Below are 23,022 nucleotides of genomic sequence, written 5' to 3'. Positions count from 1 at the left end.
GGCCTCCCATGGAAATCCTCAAGCTCGCAGTCAGCGGATGGTTCGCCCGGGCCCTCGCGGTCGCCACCCGCCTGGAGATAGCCGACATCCTCGACGGCGGCTCGATGTCCTCGGCGGAACTCGCCGAACGTACCGGGACCGACCCCGAGATCCTCCACCGCCTGCTCCAGATGCTCACAGTGCCGGGAGTCCTGGAGCGGGACGGGGAGAAGTTCCGGCTGGCCGAGGCCTACGCGCCGCTGCGCGCGGATCATCCCTTCACCCAGCGCCACTTCGCCATCCTGGCCGCCGAGCTGTACGACGACGCCTTCGCCGGCCTGATGCACACCGTCAAGACCGGCAAGTCGGGCTTCAAGGAGGTGTTCGGGGAATCCCTGTACGATTACCTCGGAAACCACCCCGACGCGGCGGACCTGTTCGACAAGGGCATGGTCGACCTGGCCACGCCGGTGGCCCAGTGCCTGCTGGGCGTGCACGACTTCGGCGAAGTAAAGTCCGTCGTCGACGTCGGCGGCGGCAGCGGGGGCCTGCTGCCCGGGCTGCTGGCCGCCCACCCGGGCCTGCGAGGCACCGTGGCCGACCGGGCCGACGTGTGTGCCAGAGGGCGCACGGCCATGGAGCGGATCGCGCAGAAGAGCGTCCTGGACCGCATCGACTTCACCCCGAGCGACTTCTTCGTCGAGGTACCCGCCGGCGCCGACCGCTACCTGCTGAAGAACGTGCTGCACGACTGGACGTACGAGAACTGTGTGCGGATCCTGCGCACCGTCGCCACCGCCATGGCCGACAGCTCCGCGGACGCTCGGCTGCTCGTCGTGGAGCCGCTGGTCGAGAACGACATCGACGGCTGGCGGGCCATGTTCCAGGCTCTGGCCTGCGACGAGGGCACCACCGGCCTGGACGAGCCCGCCATGCGGCGCGCCATCGAGGAGGCGGGCTTCACGGTGGAGTCCGTGAGCCAGCTTCCCACGCAGCACAAGGTGTTCGTGACCTGGCTGCGTGCCTCCTGATGCTCACGCCCGTCTTCCTGTTCGCGGGGCAGGGCTCGCAGTACCACGGCATGGGCAAGTGGCTCTACGGCGCCGACGCCGCCTTCCGGGAGGCCCTCGACTCCCTGGACGCGACCGTCCGCGAGGTGCGCGGCGACTCGGTGATCGACGCGATCCACGGAGCCGGCCGCGGCCCCGAGCACCCGATGACACGGTTCGCCCTGACCCAGCCGGCCATCTTCATGGTCGAGTACGCGTTGGCGCGGATGCTCCGGGCCCATGGGTTCGAACCCGGCGCGGTGCTTGGAGCCAGCCTGGGCGAGGTCGCGGCGGCGGCGGTCGCGGGGGCGGTCGACCCCGACGCGTGCCTGCGCTCCCTGCTGCGCCAGGTGGAGGTGTTCGAGGCCGAGTGCCCCCGCGGGGGGATGCTCGCGGTCCTGGCCGACGCGGGACTCGCCGACCGCGACCCCGTCCTCACCGAGGCGCACGTCGCCGCCGTCAACTCGCCGGAGAACTTCGTCCTGGCCGGCACCGCCGGGGTCCTGGACCGGATCGAGCGCCACCTCGAGGCCACCGGGACGCTCTGTCAGCGGCTGCCGGTCGAGTTTCCCTTCCACTCGCCCCTGATCGACCCGGTCGAGGGCGTGTTCAAGGAACTGATCGGCAACCTGACCATGAGACCGGCGACGATGCCGCTGATCTCCGGCACCACCGGCGCGGCCGTGCGGATTCCGGACCCGGCGCACCTGTGGCAGGTGCTCCGCGAACCCTTCGACCTGACCCGGGCCACGGGGCCGCTGCTGGAGCGGGACGACCTGCTCTTCCTCGACCTCGGCCCCTCCGGGTCCATGGCCAACCTGGTGCGGGCCGCACTGCCGGAGGGCAGCCGGTCCCGAGTGCTGCCCCTGCTGTCCCCGTACGCCCGGGACGAGGTGCTGTACCGGGCCGTCCTCGACGCGCGCCCCCGCCTCGCCGCCACCCCCGCAAGAATCGAGGTGAACCCCGTGAGCGCTCCCGCAGTGGCGCCGACCCGCCCGCCCGCCGCCCTACCCACGCTCGACGTCCACGTCTTCCCCGGGCAGGGTGCGCAGGCCAAGGGCATGGGCCGGGAGGTCTTCGACCGCTTCCCCGGCCTTGTCGACCGCGCCGACTCCGTCCTCGGCTACTCGGTCCGTGAACTGTGCCTCCTGGACCCCGGCCGCAACCTGCGGGACACCCGCTACACCCAGCCGGCCCTCTACGTGGTCAACTCCCTCAACTGGCTGGCGGCCATGGGCGAGGGCGGGCGGCTGCCGGACTTCGTCCTCGGGCACAGCCTCGGCGAGTTCTCCGCGCTGTTCGCCGCCGGGGTGTTCGACTTCGAGACAGGACTGCGCCTGGTCGCCGAGCGCGGCCGGCTCATGGGGCAGGTCACGGGCGGCACGATGGCCGCTGTCTCCTCCGTCGACGCGGAGCTCGTGGAGCAGGTCCTGCGGGACAACGGCCTCAGCGACCTCGACATCGCCAACTACAACGCGCCGACCCAGACCGTGATCGCCGGTCCCGCGAAATCGGTCGAACGGGCACTGCCCGAGCTGAAGAAGGCCGGCGCGCGGTGCGCGCCGCTCAACGTCAGCGCGCCCTTCCACAGCCGGTACATGGCCTCGGCGGCGGAGGAGTTCGGCCGGCTGCTGGATGCCACCCCCTTTGCCGCGCCGAAGATCCCGGTGATCTCCAATGTGGACGCCCGGCCCTACGAGGCGGGGGAAGTGGCCACCACCCTGCGCCGCCAGATCGCCTCCCCGGTGCGGTGGACCGACAGCGTCCGGCTCCTGATGGGGCACGGCGACCTCCGGGTGCGCGAGCTCGGCCCGGGGCAGGTACTCACCAAGCTCGTCGACCGGATCCGCCGGGAGACGACCCCCCTGCCCGCCCCCGGCACCGCCCGGACCACGGCCGTACACCCCGCACCCGCCCGTGCGGGGGCCGGGCCGGCCGCGCCCGTACGCCCCGCCAGCGCCTCCGCCGGGTCACTCGGGTCGAAGGCCTTCCGACAGGACTACGGCGTCCGCCTCGCCTACGCCGCCGGCGGGATGCGACAGGGGGTCGCCTCCGTCGACCTGGTGACCCGGATGGCCGGAGCCGGGCTCCTGTCCTACTTCGGCGCCTCGGGACTCGCCGCCCGGGACGTGGCCCCGGCACTCGCCGCGATCCGCGCACGCGTCCCGGCCGGGGCGCCCTTCGGAGTCAATGTCACACACGACCCCTTCGATCCGCGTGCCGAATCAGAACTGGTCGACGTACTGATCCGCGAGGACGTCCGGTTCGTCGAGGCATCCACCCATGTCGAGGCGACACCCGCCCTCGTACGCCATCGGCTGACGGGTGCCCGGGTGCTGCCGGGCGGCACCGTGCACGTGCCCCGCAGGATCCTGGCCAAGGTGACCCGGCCGGACGTCGCCCGGGTGTTCCTGGAGCCGCCGCCCGCCGCGCTGGTGAGCGGGTTGGTGGCGCAGGGGCTTCTCACCACCGAGGAGGCCGAGGCCGGCGCCCGCGTCGCGCTGGCCGACGACGTCTGCGCGGTGGGCGACGCGGGGGACCACACCGACATGGCGGCCCTGTGGGCGCTGCTGCCCGCGCTGCGCGGGCTGCGCGCGGAGCTCGGAGGTGTCGCCCAGGCGGTGCGCATCGGGGCCGGGGGCGGTATCGGCGCCCCCGAGTCGGCCGCGGCCTCCTTCGTGCTGGGGGCGGACTTCGTGGTCACCGGGTCCATCAACGTATGCACCGCAGAGAGCGGGACCAGTGCCGCAGCCAAGGACCTGCTCCAGGCGGCGGACATCCACGACACCGCCATCGCGCCCTACGGCGGCCTGTTCGAACTGGGCGGAAGGGCAAGGGTGCTGCGCAAGGGCGTGCTCTTCCACGCCCGCGCGGGCAAGCTCCACGACCTGTGGCGCAACCACGACTCCTGGGAGGCGGTCCCTGCCGCGGTGCGCGGCAAGGTGGAGCGCGACTACCTGGGAGCCCCCTTCGAGGAGATCCTCGCCCGTCCCGGCGTCTCCTGCGAGGGGGGCCTCGACCCCAAACGGCGCATGGCGCTCGTCTTCCGCTGGTACTGCGCCCAGGCCGCGACCTGGGCAATCGAAGGCACGCCGGGCCGTGTCGCCGACTACCAGATCCCCTGTGGACCCGCCCTCGGCGCCTGCAACCGTTGGCTGGCCGGCACCCCGCTGCACGCCTGGGAGAACCGGCACGCCGACGAACTGGCCGGGCGTCTGATGGCCGGGGCCGCCGAGGTCGTGAGCGGTGGACTCCCGGGCCGCAGCTCCTGACGCGCACGATCGAGATTCTCAGCAAGAAACGAGGCAGACCGAATGCCCGAGATTCCCGCACCGCATCTCAACACCGAATCCGACGACTTGGCGAGTGAGTTCGATCTGTCCGACCCGGCGTTCATCACCGACCCGAAGGCGGGGGAGCGCTGGCTCGGCGGCCCCCGGCCCGTCTGCCGCGGGAAGTTCGCCGACGGCAGCGACATCTGGGTGGTCACCGGACACGACGACGTCAGGGCGGTGCTCGGCGAACCGACCCTGCGCAGCCGCCCGCCGGGCGACTCCCACCGGGAGAGCATGCTCGGACGGGGCATCCCCGAGGACATCGTCGACATGTTCGACTCCACCCTGCTGACCATGGACGGCGGGGACCACATGCGGGTCCGCCGCCTCGTCACCCGGGCGCTGTCCGCCCGCCGGATGCTCGCCCTGACACCCGCCGTCGAACGCGTCGCCGCACACCTGCTGGACGGCCTCGCGGACACGGCCGAACCCGACCTGATCGCGGACTACGCGCACCCCCTCGCCATCATCGTCATCTGCGAACTCCTCGGCGTCGACGAGGAGTACCGCGAGCAGTGGCGTGAGTGGAGCGAGACCCTCGCCCAGGCCCTGCGCCCGAACGCCGAGCAGTTCGCCCCGGCCGTACGGGGCATGGCCCGGGTGACGAAAGATCTGATCGCCGCCCGCCGGGCCGAGCCGCGAGACGACCTGATCTCCGAACTCGTGCAGATCCACGAGGAGGACAGCGACCGGCTGACCGACGACGAGCTGACGGCCCTGGCGATGGTCCTCGTCCAGGCCGGTCATGAAACCGTCCGCAACCTCGTCGCGCTCGGCGCGTTCACCCTGCTCCAGCACCCCGACCAGCTGGAACTGCTGAAGAACGACCGCTTACTCGGCAGTCGCGCCGCCGCCGAACTCGTACGCCACACGGCGCCCGTGAAGCACACCTTCCGCCGCTTCGCCACCGAAACCTGCGAGATCGGCGGTGTGAAGGTGCAACCCGGGGAAGCCATCCAGGTGGTGCTTGCCGCCGCCAACCGCGACCCCGAGGTCTTCGACGAGCCGGAACGCCTCGACATCACCCGTGAGCACAACCCGCACCTGGGCTTCGGCCGCGGCGCGCACTACTGCCTGGGCGCGAGCCTCGCCCTGATCGAGGGAGAGGTCGCCCTGACCGCCCTGTTCGAGAGGTTCCCCGGTCTGGCCCTGGCAGTGGACCCGCGAGAGATCGAACCCCGCTACCTGCTCTCGATGCAGCGCCTTCCCGTCCGCCTGTCTCCGCAGAACGAGGAGCTATGACCGACAGCCTTCCCATGGTCAAGGGTCTGCCGATGACCCGTGGCCGGTGTCCTTTCGACCCGGCACCCGAACTGGGCGCGCTCCGCGCCGGTCACCCTGTCGCCCGTATGGAGTTCCCGGACGGCCACGTGGGCTGGCTGGTGACCGGATACTCCCAGGCCCGCCGGCTGCTGGCCGACCCCCGGATGAGTTCCCGGGGGGAGGCGCTGCGCTCGCCCATCGCGCTGCCCATGGCAGCGGACCGCACCGCCGTGCCCCCGGGCATGTTCACGGCGATGGATCCGCCGGAACACACCCGCTACCGGCGGGCGGTGGGCGCCTGGTTCTCAGCCCGTCGCACCCGCACCCTCGAACCCCGGCTGACGGAGCTCGCCGCGCTGCATCTGGACGCCATGGCGGAGGGCAGAGGAGAGGGCCCGGCCGATCTGGTGACGGAGTTCGCGGAGCCCATGGCGGCCTCGGCCATCTGCGAACTGCTGGGCGTGCCCGTGGCGGAACGCCCGGAGTTCGCCCGGGCCATAAAAGCGCTCTTCGCCGTGCACTCCAGCGCCGAGGAGGCCATCGCCGGCTGGCACGCCATCGGCGGGCTGCTGCGCGGACTGGTCGAGTCGAAGCGGGCCGAACCGGCGGACGACCTGCTCGGCACCCTCGTCACCGACGGCCGGCTCAGCGACGAGGAACTCACCACGGTCGGCAGCGTCCTGCTGACCGCCGGGTACGACACCAGCGCCAACATGATCGCCCTAGGCACCTTCGCCCTGCTGGAGCACCCCGAGCAGTTGGCCGCACTGGCCGCCGACCTCACCCTGACCGAGGGCGCGGTGGAGGAACTGCTGCGCCACCTGACGGTCGTCCACGCGGGCGGTATCCGTGCGGTGGGCGAGGACCTGGAGTTCGAGGGACACCGGATGGCGGCCGGGGACGCGGTCTCGTTCTCCTTCGCCGCCGCCAACCGGGACCCCTCGCTCTGCACCCTGCCGGACGAGCTCGACGTGACCCGCGAGCCCGTACCCCACCTCGCGTTCGGTCACGGCATCCACCAGTGCGTGGGCCAGCAACTCGCCCGGCTGGAACTGCGGGTCGCCTTCGCCGCCCTGCTCGGCCGTTTCCCGGGGCTGCGCCTCGCCGTGCCCGCCGCGGAGGTGCGCACCCGCCCGGACTCGATCATCTACGGCGTTCACGAGCTACCGGTGACCTGGTGAAGGGAGTCCACGTGCTGTTCCGCGAGATGTTCAAGTCCAAGATCCACCGCGCCACCGTGACCCAGGCGGATCTGCACTACGTCGGCTCCGTCACGATCGACTCCACCCTGATGGCCGCCGCGAACCTGTGGCCGGGGGAGAAGGTCGACATCGTCGACGTCGACAACGGCGCCCGGCTCAGCACCTACGTCATCGAGGGCGAGGCCGACAGCGGGACCATCGGCATCAACGGCGCCGCGGCCCACCTCATCAACCCCGGCGACCTCGTCATCATCATCTCCTACGCATCCATGAGCGAGGAGCACGCCCGCTCGTACGAACCCGCCGTGGTGTTCGTCGACGCGGACAACCGCCCCGTCACGACCGGCACCGACCCCGCCGCCGTACCCGAAGGATTCGGCCTGGTACGCGGCGACGGCGTCAGCGCCTGACCGCCCACCCCCGCTCATCGGAGACCCCCATGACAGACACCCCTGACGTCATGACCGCGTTCACCAGCGGCCTCGCGGACATCAACCTCGACGAGTCCGGTGCCGCGCGCCGCGGCGAGAACGCCGCCGGCATGAAATCGGCCAGTGCCACCATCTACGACATGGCCGCCACGCTCTCCGGCCACGGCGCCCTGTGGAACTGGGGCATGTACGACCCCGCCCTCGCCGAGGAGATCCGTGCCCGCGTCCCCGGCTTCGGCGAGCCGTGGACGGACGGCTTCAGCGAGCAGCTCTACTTCCTCGCCCTGCGTGACCTCCCTCTCGATCTCGACGACTACGCCGGACGCCATGTCCTGGAGGTCGGCTGCGGGACGGGGGAGGGCCTCAACCTCCTCTCCAGGATCGCCCCCGGCGCCCGTATGACCGGTCTGGACCTCTCGCCCAAGGCGGTCGCCCGCGCCACCGCCACGCTCTCCCGGGGCGACGCGCTCACCTATGTCCACGGCGATGCGGAGGACCTGCCCTTCGAGGACGGCTCCGTGGACGTGCTCGTCAACATCGAGAGCTCGCACACCTACCCCGACCTCGGCACGTTCCTCCGGGAGGCCGCACGGGTGCTGCGCCCCGGCGGCTTCCTCAGCCACATCGACGTCTACACCCGCCAGCGCACGGAGACCATGCGGCGCACGGCCGAGGAGACCGAGGGCCTGGACTGGACGGCCGACCACGACATCTCGGACCAGGTCCGCGCGGCCGTCCGCCTGCGCATGGCACCCGGCAGTCACTTCCGCACCACGCTGGCCAAGCAGCGCATGAACCCGTTGGTGCGCCAGATCGCCGCGCACAGCCAGATCCTCATGTTCGGCGGTATGTTCGCCGGCTACCAGCCGTCCCCCGCGATCAAGGCGCTCAGCAAGGTGGGCATCGTGCCCTGGATGAGTGGACTGCCGATGGAGAGCTACCGTCACCGAATCGCCGTCCGCCGGTGACCCGCCGCCCGGGTCGAAACCGAAGGGGGGAACCATGACCGTACGGCTGTTCGCCATAGCCGCCGCCACCGAGGACCTGCTCCAGGCCCTGCTGTACGCGCACCTCGACAGGATCCGCGCCGCACGTGCCCTGCCGCCACTCGCCCGCTACTGCCACGAAGCCGCGACGGGCACGAGCGGCGACCACCGGTTGTCCTTCGCCGTCGAGTCGTACGACGAACTGCGCGCCCAGCTCGAAGAGGCCTGCGCCGGCGAGGTGGAGAGGGTCCCGGATGACGTCACCGCCCGGCGCCCCGGCCTGGTGTTCGTCTTCGCCGGACAGGGGGCCCAGTGGTACGGAATGGGCCGTGAACTCCTCGCACAGCAAACGGTGTTCCGTGACGCCGTGCACCAGTGCGACCGCCTGGTACGGGAGTTCGCAGGCATCTCCGTCCTCGAACAGCTGAACCTGCCGGCCGAGGCCACCCGGCTGGACGAACTGGACGTCCTCCAGCCGACGATGGTGTCCCTGCAGATCGGCCTGACCGCGCTGTGGCACAGCTGGGGAATCACGCCCGACGCGGTCGTCGGCCACAGCATGGGGGAGATCGCGGCCGCCCACGCGGCCGGCGGGCTGACCCTGCGTGACGCCATGATGGTCGCGTGCCGCCGCAGCGCGCTTCTGCGCCGGATCTCCGGCAAGGGAGCGCTGGCCACGACGGAACTCTCACCCACCGAGGCGCACGAGCTGGCCGCGGCCGGCGGCGGCGCGATCAGCGTGGCGGGGGAGAACAGCCCCCGTTCCACCGTCCTGGCGGGCGACTCGGACTCCCTGGACGCGCTGCTCGGGGAACTGGAGGCGCGGGACGTCTACTGCCGGGTGATCAAGGGGACGGTCGCCTCGCACAGCCATTACGTGGAGGAGCTGCGCGAGGACCTCCATACCGCCCTGCGCACCCTGGAACCGGCTCCCACTCGCGTGCCGATGTACTCGACGGTGACGGCCGAGCCGGTCGTGGGCGCCGGGCTCGGGTCCGCCTACTGGATGCGCAACCTGCGGGAGCCGGTACGGTTCGCGGCCGCGGTGGAGAATCTCGCAGCCGCGGGTCATGAGGTGTTCGTCGAGGTCAGTGCCCACCCGGTACTGCTGAGCCCCGTGCGCCAGACCCTCGAACACGGCGAGCGGCAGGGCTGGCTGCTGTCCTCCGGCAGGCGGCAGGCCGAGATCCGCTCGATGCTCACCTCGCTCGGGACCCTCTACGCCTGCGGGCGGGAACCGAACTGGGCGAAGCTGTTCCCGCAGGAGCGGGCAGGTTCCCTGACCCCGTACCAGGCCGCCGTGCTGGAGGCCGTACGCCGCCCCCGGCCGGTACCCGTGGGCGCGGTCCGGGGCCTGTCCGAGGCCGACGGGGCCCCGCGTCCGGCCGGACGCGGGGCCCCTGGGGTCAGTCAGCGGTGACCGGGTCGGCGGTCAGGCCGTACAGCCCCGACTGCCGCCGCAGCACCCCGAGATCGACGAGGGCCCGGCGCAGCGAGACCGCGTCCAGGACTCCGCTCTCGCACCACGGCTCGAGCCGCCCTGTCACGGTGCGCTCGTCGTACTCCTCGCCCGGGGTGAAGGTGGCCTCAGCCACGTGCCGCAGGACCGCCTGCCGCGCCTCGTGGTGGTCCTCCTCGGGCAGGCCCACCAGCGTCCGGTCGCGTACGAAGCCGCGCAGCCGTGCGTCGGGCTGCTCGGCAGCGGCGGCCTCCTCCTCGCGACGTGCGGCCGTCTGCGCCACCGCCGCCAGGGCACTTTCGTCGATGACGAGCCGGCCGCGCCCCTCGGGCACGAGCAGTCCGTTGCGCGTCAGCTGCCCGATCGCCTTGGCCGCCACCGGTGTGTCCAGCCCCGCCGCTGCGAGGATCTCGGACGAGGTGGACGAGCCGAGAGCGACCGCGGAGAACACGCGGCGCAGGGTCGGGTCGGACATCACGAGGGTGAATTCGTCAGGTGTCATCAGATTGTTCCGCATCCCTGCCGGTACGGGCCGACGCGGTGCGCGGGCACCGCGCCGGCCGGGACCTTCGGGTCAGCGCCCCTTCCGCTTGATCTTGATGCTGGCCAGGTCCGTGGACACCGACTTGAGTTCCGCGCACTCGGCGCCGAGCTTGCGGACGGCCACCTCGGCGAGCTCCTCGGCCTGCGAGAGCACGAGTTCTTCGGTGTCGTCGTCGGTCGCGGGGATCAGTACACGGAAGGTGAAGCCGTGCAGTCCGCGCTCGTAGGACACGGTGCCCTCCGCGGTGAACCGGGCGCTCAGCACACCGTGGTCGTCCGCCTGGGCCAGCAGCGACGCGCGCTGCTCCTCGTCGAGGGGCGCGAACTTGCCCCGGGTGAGAATCTGATAGGTCGTACCGCTGCTCATGATCGGGGGTCTCCAGATGTGGTTCTCGGGATGGGATGGACTGGTCGCCGGCGCGGCGGCGTCCTAGGCCATTTCCTCCCGCCGGACCCGGTGGTGCGGCAGGAGCAGCACGAGGGCGGTGACCGGGATCAGGCCACCGGCCGCCCAGTACAGCGTCTCGCTGTAGGTGGACACGAACGTCTTCGCTCGGATCTCACCGAGCGCGCCATCGATCGTATCCCGGGTGCGGGCGTCGGCGCCCTGGACGAGCGTGGAACAGCTGTCCGGAACCTTGGCCAGATCGTCCTGGCCGAGTGCGTCGGTCGCGCAGACCTGGAGGCCCGCGGCCTGCTGGGGTGACGCCGACTGGACGGTGGGCGCGACCCGTTCGGCATGCGGACCCGCGTTGCTCGCGAGCGCCGAGAAGAAGAGGCTTCCGATGACCGCCACGCCGAGCGCGGCGCCGAGCTGACCGGTCGCGTTGATGATGCCGGAGGCGGCACCGGCCTCGTGGGGCTTGACTTCCCGGAGGACCAGAGCCGTCAGCGGAGGCATGAGCAGACCCATGCCGGAGCCGATCAGGAGCATGGAGGGGATCGTGTGCCAGGACGTGATGTCCGTACCGAAGTGTTCGGCGGCCCAGGCGAAGGAGACGATGCCCGCGAGCATCAGGAACGAGCCCGCGAGCAGGCAGTAACGCCCGTAGAGCGGGGAGAGCTTGCGCACCGCGAGGCCACCGACGACGGGTACGCACAGGGAGAACGGGATCGCGGTCAGGCCCGTGTGCAGGGCCGACCAACCGAGACCGGCCTGGAGGTAAAGCGTCCAGCTGAGGAAGAACCCGGCGGGGATGGCGCTGAAGAGGAGCTGAACACCGGTGCCGGCACCGAACGCGCGGGCCTTGAACAGGGACAGGGTCACCAGGGGCGAGCCGTCCTTGCGGGTCTTGTGGCGTTCGTAGACCACGAACAGCACGAGCACGGGCGCCGCGGCGACGAGTGAGACGATGCTCCACGCCGGCCAGTCGAGTTCGCGGCCGAGGGTCAGCGGCAGCATGAGCAGCAGCAGTCCGAGGATCACCAGCAGCATGCCGATCATGTCCAGGCGCTTGGCGTGTGGGGAGCTCGACTCCCGCATCCACTTCGCCGCACCGATCAGGGCCACCAGACCGACCGGCAGGTTCACCACGAAGATGCTGCGCCAGCCGAGGTCCAGGGGGCTCCAGCTGATGAGGGCGCCGCCGATGAGGGGGCCGGAGACGATGGCCAGGCCGACCATGCTCGCGTAGAGGCTGACGACTCGGCCGATCTCCTGGGGTGCGAAGGAGACGTGGATCAGTGCGAGTACCTGGGGCACCATGATGGCTGCGGTGAGCCCCTGGAGAACGCGGGCGATGACGAGTAATTCGGTGCTGGGCGCGGCGGCGCACAGCGCGGACGCGAGGACGAAGCCGCTGACGCCGATCAGGAACATCCGCTTGCGGCCGAAGATGTCACCGAGCCGGCCGCCGGTGATCAGCAGCACCGCGAAGCTCAGGGTGTAGCCGGCCGTCATCGCCTGGATGGCGACGGACGAGGCGCCGAGGTCGCGTTGGATGCTCGGGATCGCCACGGTGATGATGTTGGCGTCGAGCAGGTCCATGAAGGTGGCGACCAGCAGGACGGTCAGCGCGAGCCACCGCTTGGGGTCGGGCTCGGGCACGTCGGGTGTGGCAGGTGGGCCGGCGGTCGCCGGCTTAACTGCCTGCCCTGCCTCGTTCATGTTTTCTTCTCCAGGTTGTCGATCGGGGGCTCGGCCCCGGGGGTGGCGGCCGGTTCGGTGGTGGTGCTGCGGGCGAGGGCGGTCCAGGACTTCATCAGGAGTTCCACCACGTCCACGACGGAGTCGGTACCGCTCTCGGCGGGGGAGAGCACGCGCTGGATGGACAGGCCGTCGTCCAGGGCGTGCACGATCAGCGCCAGCAGCTCGACGGGAGCCGGAGTGCTCACACCGCGCGCGGTGAAGCCCTGCTCCAGTGCCTGGGCGATCGCCTCCCGGGAGCGGCGCTCGCGGTCCGCCAGCACCGGCAGGAGTTCCGGGTCGCGCAGGCCGTAGAGCCAGAGTTCGGTGCGCAGGGCGAGCCAGCTGGCGAGGTTCCGGTCGCGTCGGCGGTGCCAGGAGCGGAGATGGTCGAGCATCTCCTCGAAGGTGGCCGCGTCGCGGCTCATCGCCTGGATCTCCTCCAGCTCGCGCTGGGTCCGTTGTTCGAGGAGGGCGAGGACGAGCTCGTGCTTGCCCTCGAAGTTGCCGTAGAAGGCGCCCCGGGTGTAGCCGGCGGCCTCGACGATGTGTTCCACCGAGGTTCCGCTGACGCCCTGGTCGGCGAACAGTGATGCTGCCGACTGGAGGAGCTGCTCGCGTGTGACCTGTCGGCTCTGCGCTCGGGTGAGTCGCTTGGTGATGGTGATCGCCTCCTTGGCGCGCGCCCAGGTACAAGACTGTATCCCAATGCAGTTCTGTATCTGAAATTGTTTCGGGCGGCGCCCGGGCCCGGTGGCCGCGCACGGCGAACGGGCTGCCGCCGACGCCATGAGACGTGGTGGCAGCCCGTTGGCCGAGCCGGATCGTCAGGCGTGCGTGAGCGTCGGCGTCCGGAACCGGTTGATGGCGTCCAGGTGTCGGGCCCGCAGCTCGTGGTCGCGCACGCCCAGGCCCTCCCCGGGGGCCAGTGCGAGGATGCCCACCTTGCCGTGGTGCCGGTTGCGGTGTACCTCGTACAGAGCCTGCCCGGTCTCCTCCAGCGCGTAGACCTTGGAGAGTGTGGGGTGGATCTTCGCCTTGGAGATCAGCCGGTTGGCCTCCCAGGCCTCGCGGTAGTTGGCGAAGTGGGAGCCGACGATCTTCTTGAGCGACATCCACAGGTAGCGGTTGTCGTACTCGTGGTTGTAGCCCGAGGTAGAGGCACAGGTGACGATCGTGCCGCCCTTGCGGGTCACGTAGACACTCGCGCCGAAGGTCTCGCGGCCCGGGTGTTCGAAGACGATGTCCACGTCCTCGCCGCCGGTCAGCTCGCGGATGCGCTTGCCGAAGCGCTTCCACTCGCGCGGGTCCTGGTGGTGTTCGTCCTTCCAGAACCTGTAGTCCTCGGCGTTGCGGTCGATGACGGCCTCGGCGCCCATCCTCCGGCAGATGTCCGCCTTCTGGTCGCTGGAGACGACACAGATCGGGTTGGCGCCCCCGGCCAGCGCGAACTGCGTCGCGTAGGACCCGAGACCGCCGCCGGCGCCCCAGATCAGCACGTTGTCGCCCTGCTTCATGCCCGCGCCGTTGCGCGAGACGAGCTGGCGGTACGCGGTGGAGGCGACCAGGCCCGGGGAGGCGGCCTCCTCCCACGTCAGGTGCCGGGGTTTGGGCATCAGCTGGTTGGACTTCACCAGCGCGATCTCCGCCAGGCCGCCGAAGTTGGTCTCGTAGCCCCATATGCGCTGCTCGGGGTCGAGCATCGTGTCGTTGTGGCCGTCGGAGGACTCCAGTTCGACCGAGAGACAGTGCGCGACGACCTCGTCGCCCGGATGCCAGGCGTTGACACCCGGGCCGGTGCGCAGGACGACGCCCGCGAGGTCGGATCCGATGACGTGATACGGGCGGTCGTGCCGCCGGGCGAGCGGCGACCGGGTCGCGTACCGCTCGAGGAATCCGAAGGTCGGCAGTGGCTCGAAGAGGGCGGACCAGACGGTGTTGTAGTTGACCGACGAGGCCATGACGGCGACCAGCGCCTCGCCGGAACCCAGTTCTGGGACCGGGACCTCGTCCAGGTGCACCGATTCGCGGGGGTCCTTGTCCCGGGTGGCGAGCCCGGAGAACAGGCCGGTCTCGTTCTTGTGCAGGGTGATGGCCCGATAGGTCTCGGGGACGGCGAGCGCGGCGAAGTCCTCCCGCCCCGCTTCCCCGCTCACGACGGCATTGACGATGTCTCGCATGTGGTGTCCTCGGGAAGGGGGCGGGCGGTATGCGGGAGGAGGCGGGGTCAGCGCACCAGTCGGTTCATCAGCCGGTCCAGTTCGGCAGCCGGGTCGGCCGTCAGGCCGCCGTGCACCGCTCCGGTCTGGACGACCGCGCTACGCGGGGCCGTGAGCCAGCCGAACCGCGAGCGCAGTGTGCCCGCGCCGGCCTGACCGGCCTTCGTGTCGCCCGCGCAGATGGCGCGGATCGCCTCCAGGGCGTCGGTGACACCGACCAGGTCGACCTCGGAGTCCAGGGCGCGCAGGCGGGCGGCGTCGATGTGCACGTCGGCCGCGAGGAAGTCGGCCTCCTTGCAGTAGAGCACCGCGCCGACGTTGATCCGTTCGCCGCGGTCGACGCGGGGAACAGCTTGCAGAAGGGCGTAGTCGAAGCCGAGGGGCGGTGAGGAAGGATTGCTCATGCCGCCGCCTCCGGCCACCAGGCGCGCTCGCCGGCGAGACGGGCCAGCAGATATTCGCGGTAGCGTCCGCGAAGGGTCCGCGGGTCCGCGCCGTTGGCCGAGTTCATGGTCACCAGGAAGTCGTCAGGCACCAGCCCGAGGATCCGGTCCAGCGCCTCGGACGTCACGAGGGCGGCCAGTTCGGCATCGAGGGCGTCCAGGACCGGGGCCGCGAGCGTGGAAACGCGCTCGGACAGGACGTGCGAGCCCATCCCGTAGTCCCGGTTGGCCCAGCCCTCCACCGAGGGCCACGAGTGCTGGAAGATCAACGCCGCGCCATGGTCGATCGCCCACAGCCGGCGTTGCCAGATGAGGAGGTTGGGGTTGGACCAGGTGCGGTCCACATTGGCCGTCAGGGCGTCGAGCCAGTAGACGCGGGCGGCCTCCTCGGCCGGCGCCCGCCAGGCGATGCCGTCATATCCCACCGATCCGGGGAGGAAGTCCATGGCCAGGTTGGAGCCGGTACTGGCCTGGAGGAGCTGTTGCACCTCCTGGTCCGGTTCGCGGCGTGCCAGCTCGATGTCCACGTCGAGGAGTACCAGGTCGGGTACCCGGATACCGAGGTGGCGGCCGAGTTCGCCGACCACGATCTCGGCGACGAGGGCCGCGCTGCCCTGTCCGGCTCCCCGGAACTTGACGACATAGGTGCTGTCGTTGTCCGCCTCGACAATACCGGGAAGGGAACCGCCTTCCCGTAGAGCCGTCAAATATTGCGTTCCTTTTACTTTTTGCAGCATGTAGATCACCCTACTGGCGTCCGATGGGCCCTCCAAGGGCGTTATCGAGTTCCGGCCATCCGTCCGGGAAGGTGTGCATCGGGGGTTTTCGCGGGGTGGCATCAGATTCTTTGGCTTGTTTCAAACGGAGAGCCCCGGGGGAAATGCCTCACCTTATGAATTTCGGCCGATACATCATGTGTGGCTGAAATCGAGTCACAGGTTGCCGGTCGGCGGATGTGGCGGGTGCGGGCCGGCCGGTAGGACGATCCCCGTCGCCACGTACTCGATGTCCTGGTGGACGGCGGTTCGCCAGTGCCCGGTGAAGGTGTTGACGCGGCGTCCGCCGACCACCGGTCCGGGTACGTGGAGCGAACTGCTGAAGGTGCCGCGCTCCGGATCGGGGGTGATGGTGCAGTCGCTGAAATCCAGCCATCGGCCCATGAGCGGAAACCACGTCTTGTAGGTGCTTTCCTTCGCGCTGAACAGCAGCCGGTCCCAGGCGACGGCCGGGTGGGACAGGGTGAGCCGGTCCAGCGTCCGGCGCTCCCCGGCCGAGGTCACCATTTTCTCTATGCCTCTGGGCAGTGCGGAGTTGGGTTCGGCGTCGATTCCGACCGAGGCCACCGCGGCGGTCCTGGCGACCGCCGCCGCCCGGTAGCCGGGGCAGTGCGTCATGCTGCCCGCGACGCCTTCGGGCCAGGTGGGGGATCCCGAGCGGCCGTGCGGGATCGGCCCGGGCGGGCATCCGATAGAGGCGAGTGCCGTGCGGGCGCAGAGCCGGACGGTGGCGAACTCGCGCCGGCGCCGGTCGACCGCGTGCTCCACGATGTCCGCCTCCTCCGGGTAGAGATGGATGTCCGGCGGGTCGGCGAACAGCTCCGCGACCATGACGCCGGGCAGCGTGCCGACGAGCAGGCCGGACGCGGGGAAAGCGGTTTCCGGCCGGGGTTCCCATGCCGGACGGTGGGCGCGCGGATCCTGCTCATGGGTAACCGGCACGACTGCCCACTCCCTTGCGTAAAGCGGCGTTGATCGTCCACGATGCTTTCTTGTCGGCCCAATTCCGGTCAAGCGGAAAGAGGTCGAGCGCGCATTGGTTTCAATGGTCAACTTTTCGGCGGCCGCTGTGCTGGACAGGGGCTTCAGTGAATGCGTCGGGGGATGTGCATGATTCAGCACTGTCATCAGCCATGGCCGCATCCAGGCCGGGAGGCACGCGGATTTGCAGTGTTCGGCGGGGCCGGACGGATACCCGTATGCTGACCCGCGCGATCGTCCTCGGCCTGCCCGCGCTCTCCGTGGGCGGCCTCTCCGAGAACTGGCTGTTGCGCGAGGCCGGCGACCTGCACTGGTCGCTGATCGGAGGGCACTTCGGCCTCCCGGTCGCGGAGCTCGCGGACGGCGACGGTGCACGGCTGCTGCCCGCCTTTACCCGCGCCCGGCTCGCCGCCGCCGACTCCCTCCGCTTCTTCACGGAGCACGACGAGGGCGAACTCACCGGAACCCTGGCCAAGCTCGACGAGCACACCTTCGTCAGCGACATCCGCTTCGCGACACCCGCGACCTCCGTGGAGGTCCGCCTCCTCACCTCCTTCGTCCGCAAGGGCTCCGGCAACTGGCTCGTCCCCGGCACCCCGCGCCACGAGGGCCGCACCCCGGTGGCGGACGCCGACGAGGAACACCAGGCCTTCCGGAACGAGTTCCGCGCCCTGGCCCAGCCGGAACCGGACAGCGCCACCGGCCTGTACACCGACACTTATGAGGTGAACCCCTTCGCAGACGCGAACGCGGCGGGTCTCCTCTACTTCGCCTCGTACCCGCACATCAATGACCGCGGTGAGCGCAAGTACGTACAGTCGCTGGACCCCGAGGGCGAGTGGTCCGTCGACGCCGTCACCATCAGCCGGGACATCGTCTACCTCGGCAACTGCGACCTCGCCGACGCCGTGCGTTACCGCCTGGACGCCTGCCGGCGCGAGCCGGAGGACCGGGTGGTCCTCACCTCCTCCCTGCTGCGGGAACGCGACGGCCGGCCGCTCGCGCGCCTGGAGACCGTCAAGCGGCTCGTCCGGCCCGAGGCCTTCACGGCCCTGCGCGCCGACGGCGCGGCACCGGTCGTGGCCGACACCGCCTCCCCTGCCACGGCTTCCTCCTCCTCCGCGTCGCCGAAGGCTCCCCTGCCCGACGACCTCGAAGTCCGGGTCCTGTCCCTGCTGGAGAACGTGCTCGGCGAGCCCGCGGGCTCGCTCACCGCCGACGACGACCTGCGCCTGCGCGGACTGGACAGCCTGGCGCTGTCGGAGGCCGCCGTACGGGCCGAGGAAGAGATCGGCTGCGAGTTCGACCCCAGCACGCTGTTCCAGACCTTCACGGCCACCGCCATCGCGCGGGTGCTGCGCGGTGAACGCCCGGGACCGGCCGCCGCCGTACCGGTCCAGGCACCCGCGTCCGCCGCGGCCGGCCCCGCGCCTGTCGCCGTGATCGGCATGGCGGGCCGCTTCCCCGGCGCGCGGGACGTGCCAGGGCTGTGGGACCTGCTGGGCCGCGACGAGGACGCCGTCCGCGACATCCCCCCGGACCGCTGGGCCGCGGCGGACCATCCCGGTCTGATCGGCAGGGCGGCCCTGCTCGACGACATACGCGGCTTCGACCACGAGTTCTTCTCCATCAGCCCCCGTGAGGCCGCGCTGATGGACCCTCAGCAGCGACTGATGCTGGAGACCGTGTGGGCCACGGCCGAGGACGCCGGATGCGATCCGGCCTCGCTGGCCGGAAGCCGCACCGGTGTCTACGCGGGCGTGTGCCACTCCGACTACGCCGCGCTGATCGCCCGGTACGCCGGACGGGACGAACCGCACCTGAGCGTCGCGGTCTCGCCCTCTCTGGTGGCCAACCGGGTCTCCTACGCCCTGGGCCTGCGCGGGCCCAGTGTCGCCGTGGACACCCTCTGCTCCTCGTCCCTGGTCGCCGTCGCGCAGGCCGTCGCAGCGCTGCGGGCCGGCGAGTGCGAGCAGGCATTCGCGGGCGGCGTCAACGTCCTGTGCGACCCGGACCGGCACCACGCCTACCAACGCACCGGAGTGCTGAGTCCGCGCGGCCGGTGTCACACCTTCGACGAGGAGGCGGACGGATACGTCCGGGGCGAGGGTGTCGCCGCCCTGCTGCTCAAGCCGCTGGACAGGGCGCTGGCCGACGGCGACCGCGTGCACGCGGTGATCCGCGGTGCGGCCGTCAACCACGGCGGGCGGGCCCAGTCCTTCACCGCCCCAAACCCGGACGCCCACGCCGACCTGCTCGTCACCGCGTACAACGAGGCGGGGGTGGACCCGCGCACCGTCGGCTACATCGAGGCGCACGGCACCGGAACACGCCTGGGCGACCCGATCGAGGTCTCCGGCATCGTCGAGGCGTTCGAGCGGCTCTACCGGCAGTGGGGCCACGCGCGTCCCGCCGAGCCGCACTGTGCGGTCGGTTCGGTCAAGAGCAGCATCGGCCACCTGGAGGCGGCAGCCGGAATCGCCGGAATGGTCAAGGTGATCCTGGCTATGCGGTACCGGACCCTGCCGGCCGTGCGCAACCTCAGCCGGCCGAACCGGATGATCAAGATCGAGGGTACGCCGCTGCGGCTCCAACTCCGGCGCGCCGCATGGGAACCGCCCGTCGTCGGCGGGCCGCGCCGGGCCGGCGTCAGCTCCTTCGGAATGGGCGGCACCAACGCGCACGTGGTCCTGGAAGAAGCTCCCCGGACGACGGCCGCCCCCGAAACGGCCGCCGCCCCCCTCGTCGTGCCGGTGTCGGCGCGGACCCCGCAGGCCCTGCGGGAGGCCGTGGCCGGTCTGCTGGAGGCCGTACGTTCGCCGGACGCCCCGCCGCTCGCGTCGATCGCGCGGACGCTGCGGACCGGGCGCGCGGCACTGCCGTACCGGGTGGCCGTCGAGGCGGCCGACCTCGCCGAACTCGGCGCGCGGCTCGCCTCGGTGCTCGCCACCCCGACGGACGTGCCCGGGGACGGACCGTTTGGCGGACCGTCCGGCGGGCCGGAAGCGGCCTGGCCGCCGCCCCCCGACGCCCCGCCCGTGTCGCTGCCCACCTACCCCTTCAGCCGCGATCCGCACTGGGTGGCACCCCTCGCCGGCGCCGGACTCCTCACCACCGCGTGGGCGGACGCATCCGCGCCGGAGACCGGCGACGCCGGACGCGGCGGCCGGCTGCTGGTGGTCACCACCGACCCCGAACTGGGCCGTACGGTGCTCGGGGAGAGGACCGTGGCACACGTCCCCGGAGACCCCGTGCCCGATCTGGGCGGCCTGGCCGGGATCGTCGACCTGGTCGACTGGACCGCCCCCGGCACTTTGGTCGCCGAACGCGTCGCCCTGCTCCAGCGGACACTGACCTCGAACCCCCGAACCGGGCTGCGCTGCGTGCATGTCAGCGGTGTCGAACGCTCGGCCGTCGCGGGTTTCTACCGCTCCCTGTCGGGGGAGTTCCCGATGCTTCACGGGAGGACCGTCCGCGTCGACGGCGGACCCGCCGGACTCGCGGCCGCAGTCCGGGCCGAGACCTCGGCCACGGACCGGGAGACGGAGATCCGCTACGAGGGGACGCGCCGCCGCCGGCCCGTGGCCGCCTTCGCCCCGGCGCGGGCCACCGAGGACCTCCTCGCGGGCATCGACCGCGGCGCGGTACTCATCACCGGCGGCCTCGGCGGTATCGGCCTGCGTCTCGCGGTCCATCTGGCCGACCGGGGAGCCCGGCACATCGCGCTCGTCGGCCGCTCACGGGTACCGGTGCGCAATCAGTGGGCCGCCCTTGTCGCCGCACCCGACACGGACCCGGCACTGCGTGCCCGTCTCACGGCGCTGCTCGCCCTCGCCGAGCGCGGGGTCACGCTGACCGTACGGACCGACGCGCTGGACGACGTCGCCTCCCTGCGCCGGCTGATCGGCCGGGTCCGGAAGCAGGCCGGCGGCATCGCGGCGGCCTTCCACTGCGCGGGGGTGATGGACCCGCCCACATCCTTCCTGTCCCGCACGCCCGAGGCCATCTCCCGGGTGCTGCGGCCCAAGACCGAGGGACTGCGGGTGCTGTGGTCGGCCTTCGGGGCCACCCCGCCCGGCCTCCTGGTGCTGTTCTCCTCCGTGGCCGGAGCGCTGCCGCGCCTCGCCGCGGGCCACCTGGACTACGCGGCGGCGAACGGTGCCCTCGACGACTTCGCAGCCGCCCACGACGTCGCGGCCTCCGGCTGTGTGGTGCGGGCTCTGCGCTGGCCGCTGTGGCGGGGCGTGGGCATGGGCATGGAGCGAACGAGCGCGAGCGGTGCGCTCGGCATCGGCGACCTCGAGGCCGGCGACGCCCTGGAACTCCTCGACCTCGCCCTGCGGGTGCCCGGCGATGCCGTGGCCCTGCCCTGCCGCGCGGAGCGCGCCGGAGTACCCGCCGACGAGCTGTTCCTGGCGCCGGAGCACACCGCCGCACTCCGCCCCGGGCCGTCTGCCGCCGGGCCCGGCGAAATCCCGGGCCCCGCCGTACCGCGGGACGAGCCCGCCGCGACCGCTCCGGACTGGCTGTACGCCCTCGTCGCCCGCACCACCAAGGTCGACGGCGGTCTGCTGGGTCCCGACACCCTGCTCGGCGACATCGGCGTGGACTCCCTGCTGATGGCCGAGCTGGTGCGCGAACTCGAAGGAGAGCTCGGCCACTGGGTGGATCCGAGCCTCTTCCAGGAGCACCCGACGCTCGGCGGGCTCGCCGCCGCGCTCGGAGAGCCCGCCGCAGGCCCGGGCCCCGCCGACCAGCCCGCACGCGCGGCGGTGACGGAACCGGTCCCGGCGTACGAACGGTCCCCGCTCCCGGACGGGCGGCCGACCCCCATCGCCGTGATCGGGATGGGCTGCCGGCTGCCCGGCGCCGCCGACCCCGGGCAGTTCTGGGAGGCCCTGCTGGCCGGACGTGACCTCGTCACCGAGGTGGCCTCCGACCGATGGGACGTCTCCGCCCTGTACAGCCCGTCCGGCGGGACCGGACGGAGCCAGAGCAAATGGGGCGGATTCCTGGACGACGCCGCCCTGTTCGACCCGGAGTTCTTCGGATTCGACGCCGAGGCGGCACGCCACCTGGACCCGTTGGCACGCAAGGCGCTGGAAGTGTCCGTGGAGTGTCTGCGGGACGCCGGGTACCGCGAGGAGGAGGTGCGGGGAGCGCCGGTCGGCGTCTTCGTCGGCACCCGTACGGGAAACCACCGCGCGCACTTGCAACCTCCGCAGCGGCCGTACATAGCCGGTGTCAACCAGAACTTCGTCGCGGCCCACATCTCGCACTTCCTGGACCTGACGGGGCCCAACCTCGTGATCGACAGCGCGTGTTCCTCATCCCTGGTGAGCATTCACCTGGCCGCCCGGAGCCTGGCCTCGGGGGAGACCTCGATGGCTCTGGCCGGTGGTGTGGACCTGCTCTTCGACGAGGAGCCGTACCTCATGCTCAGCGCCGGCAAGGCGCTGTCGCCGAGCGGCCGCTGCCGCACCTTCGACGAGTCCGCGGACGGTCTCGTCCCGGGGGAGGGCGCCGGGATGGTGCTGCTCAAGCGCCTCGACGACGCCCGGCGTGACGGGGACCGGGTGCTCGCGGTGATCGAGGCCTCGGGGGTCAACAACGACGGCCGGACGATGGGGCACACCACGCCCAGCGGTCCCGCCCAGCGCTCCCTGATCGCGGACGTGCTGAGCCGCGCGGGGGCAGACGCCCGCAGCGTGGGCTATGTGGAGGCGCACGGCACCGGCACGATGATCGGTGATCCGATCGAGCTCCAGGCCCTGACCACCGTCCACCGGAAGTACACCGAGGACCGCGGCTACTGCGGCATCGGCAGCGTCAAGAGCACGATGGGCCACCTCCTCAGCGCCGCCGGGGTCGCCGGATTCATCAAGGCGGTACAGATCCTGCGCCACGGCCTGCTCGTACCCACGCTGCACTGCGACAGGCCGAACCCGCGCTTCGCCTTCGCCGAATCGCCTTTCTTCCCCGTCACCCGGGTTTCGGACCTGCCGCCCGGCAGCCGGGTCGGTGTCAGCGCCTTCGGGTTCGGGGGCACCAACGCCCACGTCCTGCTGGGCCCCGGTGCCCCGGGCGAGCCGGGGCGGCCTCCGCTGGCACCGCCCGCCTACCGGCGCAGCAGGTTCTGGCGCCTGCCCGCCGAGCCCGGACCGGCCGCACGGCCGCTCCGCTCGGCCCGGCTCGACCTGACCTTCCCGTAGCCCGGCGCGGCCGGCCCCG

Annotated in this window: 16 protein-coding genes; 8 read left to right on the top strand and 8 right to left on the bottom strand. The window is 71.4% G+C overall.

The window, feature by feature from the left end:
* The first annotated feature begins 8 nt into the window (after positions 1 to 8).
* Genes ACWD04_RS05625 through ACWD04_RS05595 form a run of 7 tightly spaced genes read left to right on the top strand, consistent with a single transcriptional unit; the run spans position 9 to position 9,665 of the window.
* Complete coding sequence (locus ACWD04_RS05625; protein WP_451128444.1) at positions 9 to 1,010, top strand: methyltransferase; 1,002 nt, start codon at positions 9 to 11, stop codon at positions 1,008 to 1,010.
* Complete coding sequence (gene fabD, locus ACWD04_RS05620; RefSeq protein WP_451128442.1) at positions 1,010 to 4,300, top strand: ACP S-malonyltransferase; 3,291 nt, start codon at positions 1,010 to 1,012, stop codon at positions 4,298 to 4,300. Before ACWD04_RS05625 ends, fabD begins: the two co-directional genes overlap by 1 nt.
* A gap of 42 nt (positions 4,301 to 4,342) precedes the next feature.
* Positions 4,343 to 5,605 carry a cytochrome P450 family protein gene (locus ACWD04_RS05615; RefSeq protein ID WP_451128440.1) on the top strand — a complete coding sequence of 421 codons (1,263 nt, stop codon included), beginning with the start codon at positions 4,343 to 4,345 and terminating at the stop codon, positions 5,603 to 5,605.
* Positions 5,602 to 6,807 (top strand): cytochrome P450, encoded by a 1,206-nt coding sequence (locus ACWD04_RS05610; RefSeq protein ID WP_451128438.1) that lies wholly within the window; start codon positions 5,602 to 5,604, stop codon positions 6,805 to 6,807. Before ACWD04_RS05615 ends, ACWD04_RS05610 begins: the two co-directional genes overlap by 4 nt.
* Before the next feature lie 14 nt (positions 6,808 to 6,821).
* Positions 6,822 to 7,238 (top strand): aspartate 1-decarboxylase, encoded by a 417-nt coding sequence (panD, locus tag ACWD04_RS05605; protein WP_451129212.1) that lies wholly within the window; start codon positions 6,822 to 6,824, stop codon positions 7,236 to 7,238.
* A gap of 29 nt (positions 7,239 to 7,267) precedes the next feature.
* Positions 7,268 to 8,227, top strand: coding sequence for a class I SAM-dependent methyltransferase (locus tag ACWD04_RS05600; RefSeq protein WP_451128436.1), 960 nt, complete (start codon positions 7,268 to 7,270; stop codon positions 8,225 to 8,227).
* Positions 8,228 to 8,261: 34 nt separating this feature from the next.
* Positions 8,262 to 9,665, top strand: a complete 1,404-nt coding sequence (locus ACWD04_RS05595; RefSeq protein ID WP_451128434.1) for an acyltransferase domain-containing protein — start codon at positions 8,262 to 8,264, stop codon at positions 9,663 to 9,665.
* On the opposite strand, the gene ACWD04_RS05590 is transcribed toward ACWD04_RS05595, so the two are convergent.
* The 8 genes from ACWD04_RS05590 to ACWD04_RS05555 all read right to left on the bottom strand — a co-directional run bounded on the left by ACWD04_RS05590 (position 9,652) and on the right by ACWD04_RS05555 (position 16,752).
* The gene (locus ACWD04_RS05590; RefSeq protein ID WP_451128432.1) at positions 9,652 to 10,206 is read right to left on the bottom strand and encodes a DUF2087 domain-containing protein; all 555 of its coding nucleotides are present in this window, start codon (positions 10,204 to 10,206) and stop codon (positions 9,652 to 9,654) included. The two genes, ACWD04_RS05595 and ACWD04_RS05590, sit on opposite strands and share 14 nt — an antisense overlap.
* Positions 10,207 to 10,278: 72 nt before the next feature.
* Complete coding sequence (locus ACWD04_RS05585; protein ID WP_451128430.1) at positions 10,279 to 10,614, bottom strand: DUF6204 family protein; 336 nt, start codon at positions 10,612 to 10,614, stop codon at positions 10,279 to 10,281.
* A 63-nt stretch (positions 10,615 to 10,677) separates the two neighbouring features.
* Complete coding sequence (locus ACWD04_RS05580; RefSeq protein WP_451128428.1) at positions 10,678 to 12,354, bottom strand: MFS transporter; 1,677 nt, start codon at positions 12,352 to 12,354, stop codon at positions 10,678 to 10,680.
* Entirely contained in the window at positions 12,351 to 13,034 is a 684-nt protein-coding gene (locus tag ACWD04_RS05575) for a TetR/AcrR family transcriptional regulator (RefSeq protein WP_451129210.1), read from the bottom strand. Before ACWD04_RS05575 ends, ACWD04_RS05580 begins: the two co-directional genes overlap by 4 nt.
* A 165-nt stretch (positions 13,035 to 13,199) precedes the next feature.
* Complete coding sequence (gene ccrA, locus ACWD04_RS05570; RefSeq protein ID WP_451128426.1) at positions 13,200 to 14,552, bottom strand: crotonyl-CoA carboxylase/reductase; 1,353 nt, start codon at positions 14,550 to 14,552, stop codon at positions 13,200 to 13,202.
* Positions 14,553 to 14,599: 47 nt separating this feature from the next.
* Complete coding sequence (locus ACWD04_RS05565) at positions 14,600 to 14,995, bottom strand: DUF3037 domain-containing protein (RefSeq protein WP_451128424.1); 396 nt, start codon at positions 14,993 to 14,995, stop codon at positions 14,600 to 14,602.
* Entirely contained in the window at positions 14,992 to 15,741 is a 750-nt protein-coding gene (locus tag ACWD04_RS05560) for a HipA family kinase (protein WP_451128422.1), read from the bottom strand. The genes ACWD04_RS05565 and ACWD04_RS05560 overlap by 4 nt, the downstream gene beginning before the upstream one ends.
* A gap of 225 nt (positions 15,742 to 15,966) precedes the next feature.
* Positions 15,967 to 16,752: a 4'-phosphopantetheinyl transferase family protein gene (locus ACWD04_RS05555; RefSeq protein WP_451128420.1), complete on the bottom strand. Its 786-nt coding sequence runs from the start codon at positions 16,750 to 16,752 to the stop codon at positions 15,967 to 15,969.
* A gap of 257 nt (positions 16,753 to 17,009) precedes the next feature.
* On the opposite strand from ACWD04_RS05555, the gene ACWD04_RS05550 reads away from it, so the two are divergent.
* Positions 17,010 to 23,003 carry a beta-ketoacyl synthase N-terminal-like domain-containing protein gene (locus tag ACWD04_RS05550; RefSeq protein WP_451128418.1) on the top strand — a complete coding sequence of 1,998 codons (5,994 nt, stop codon included), beginning with the start codon at positions 17,010 to 17,012 and terminating at the stop codon, positions 23,001 to 23,003.
* Positions 23,004 to 23,022 lie beyond the last annotated feature (19 nt).

This window comes from Streptomyces sp. NPDC002911, assembly GCF_053591835.1.
This window is presented reverse-complemented; position numbering and strand designations above follow the sequence as displayed.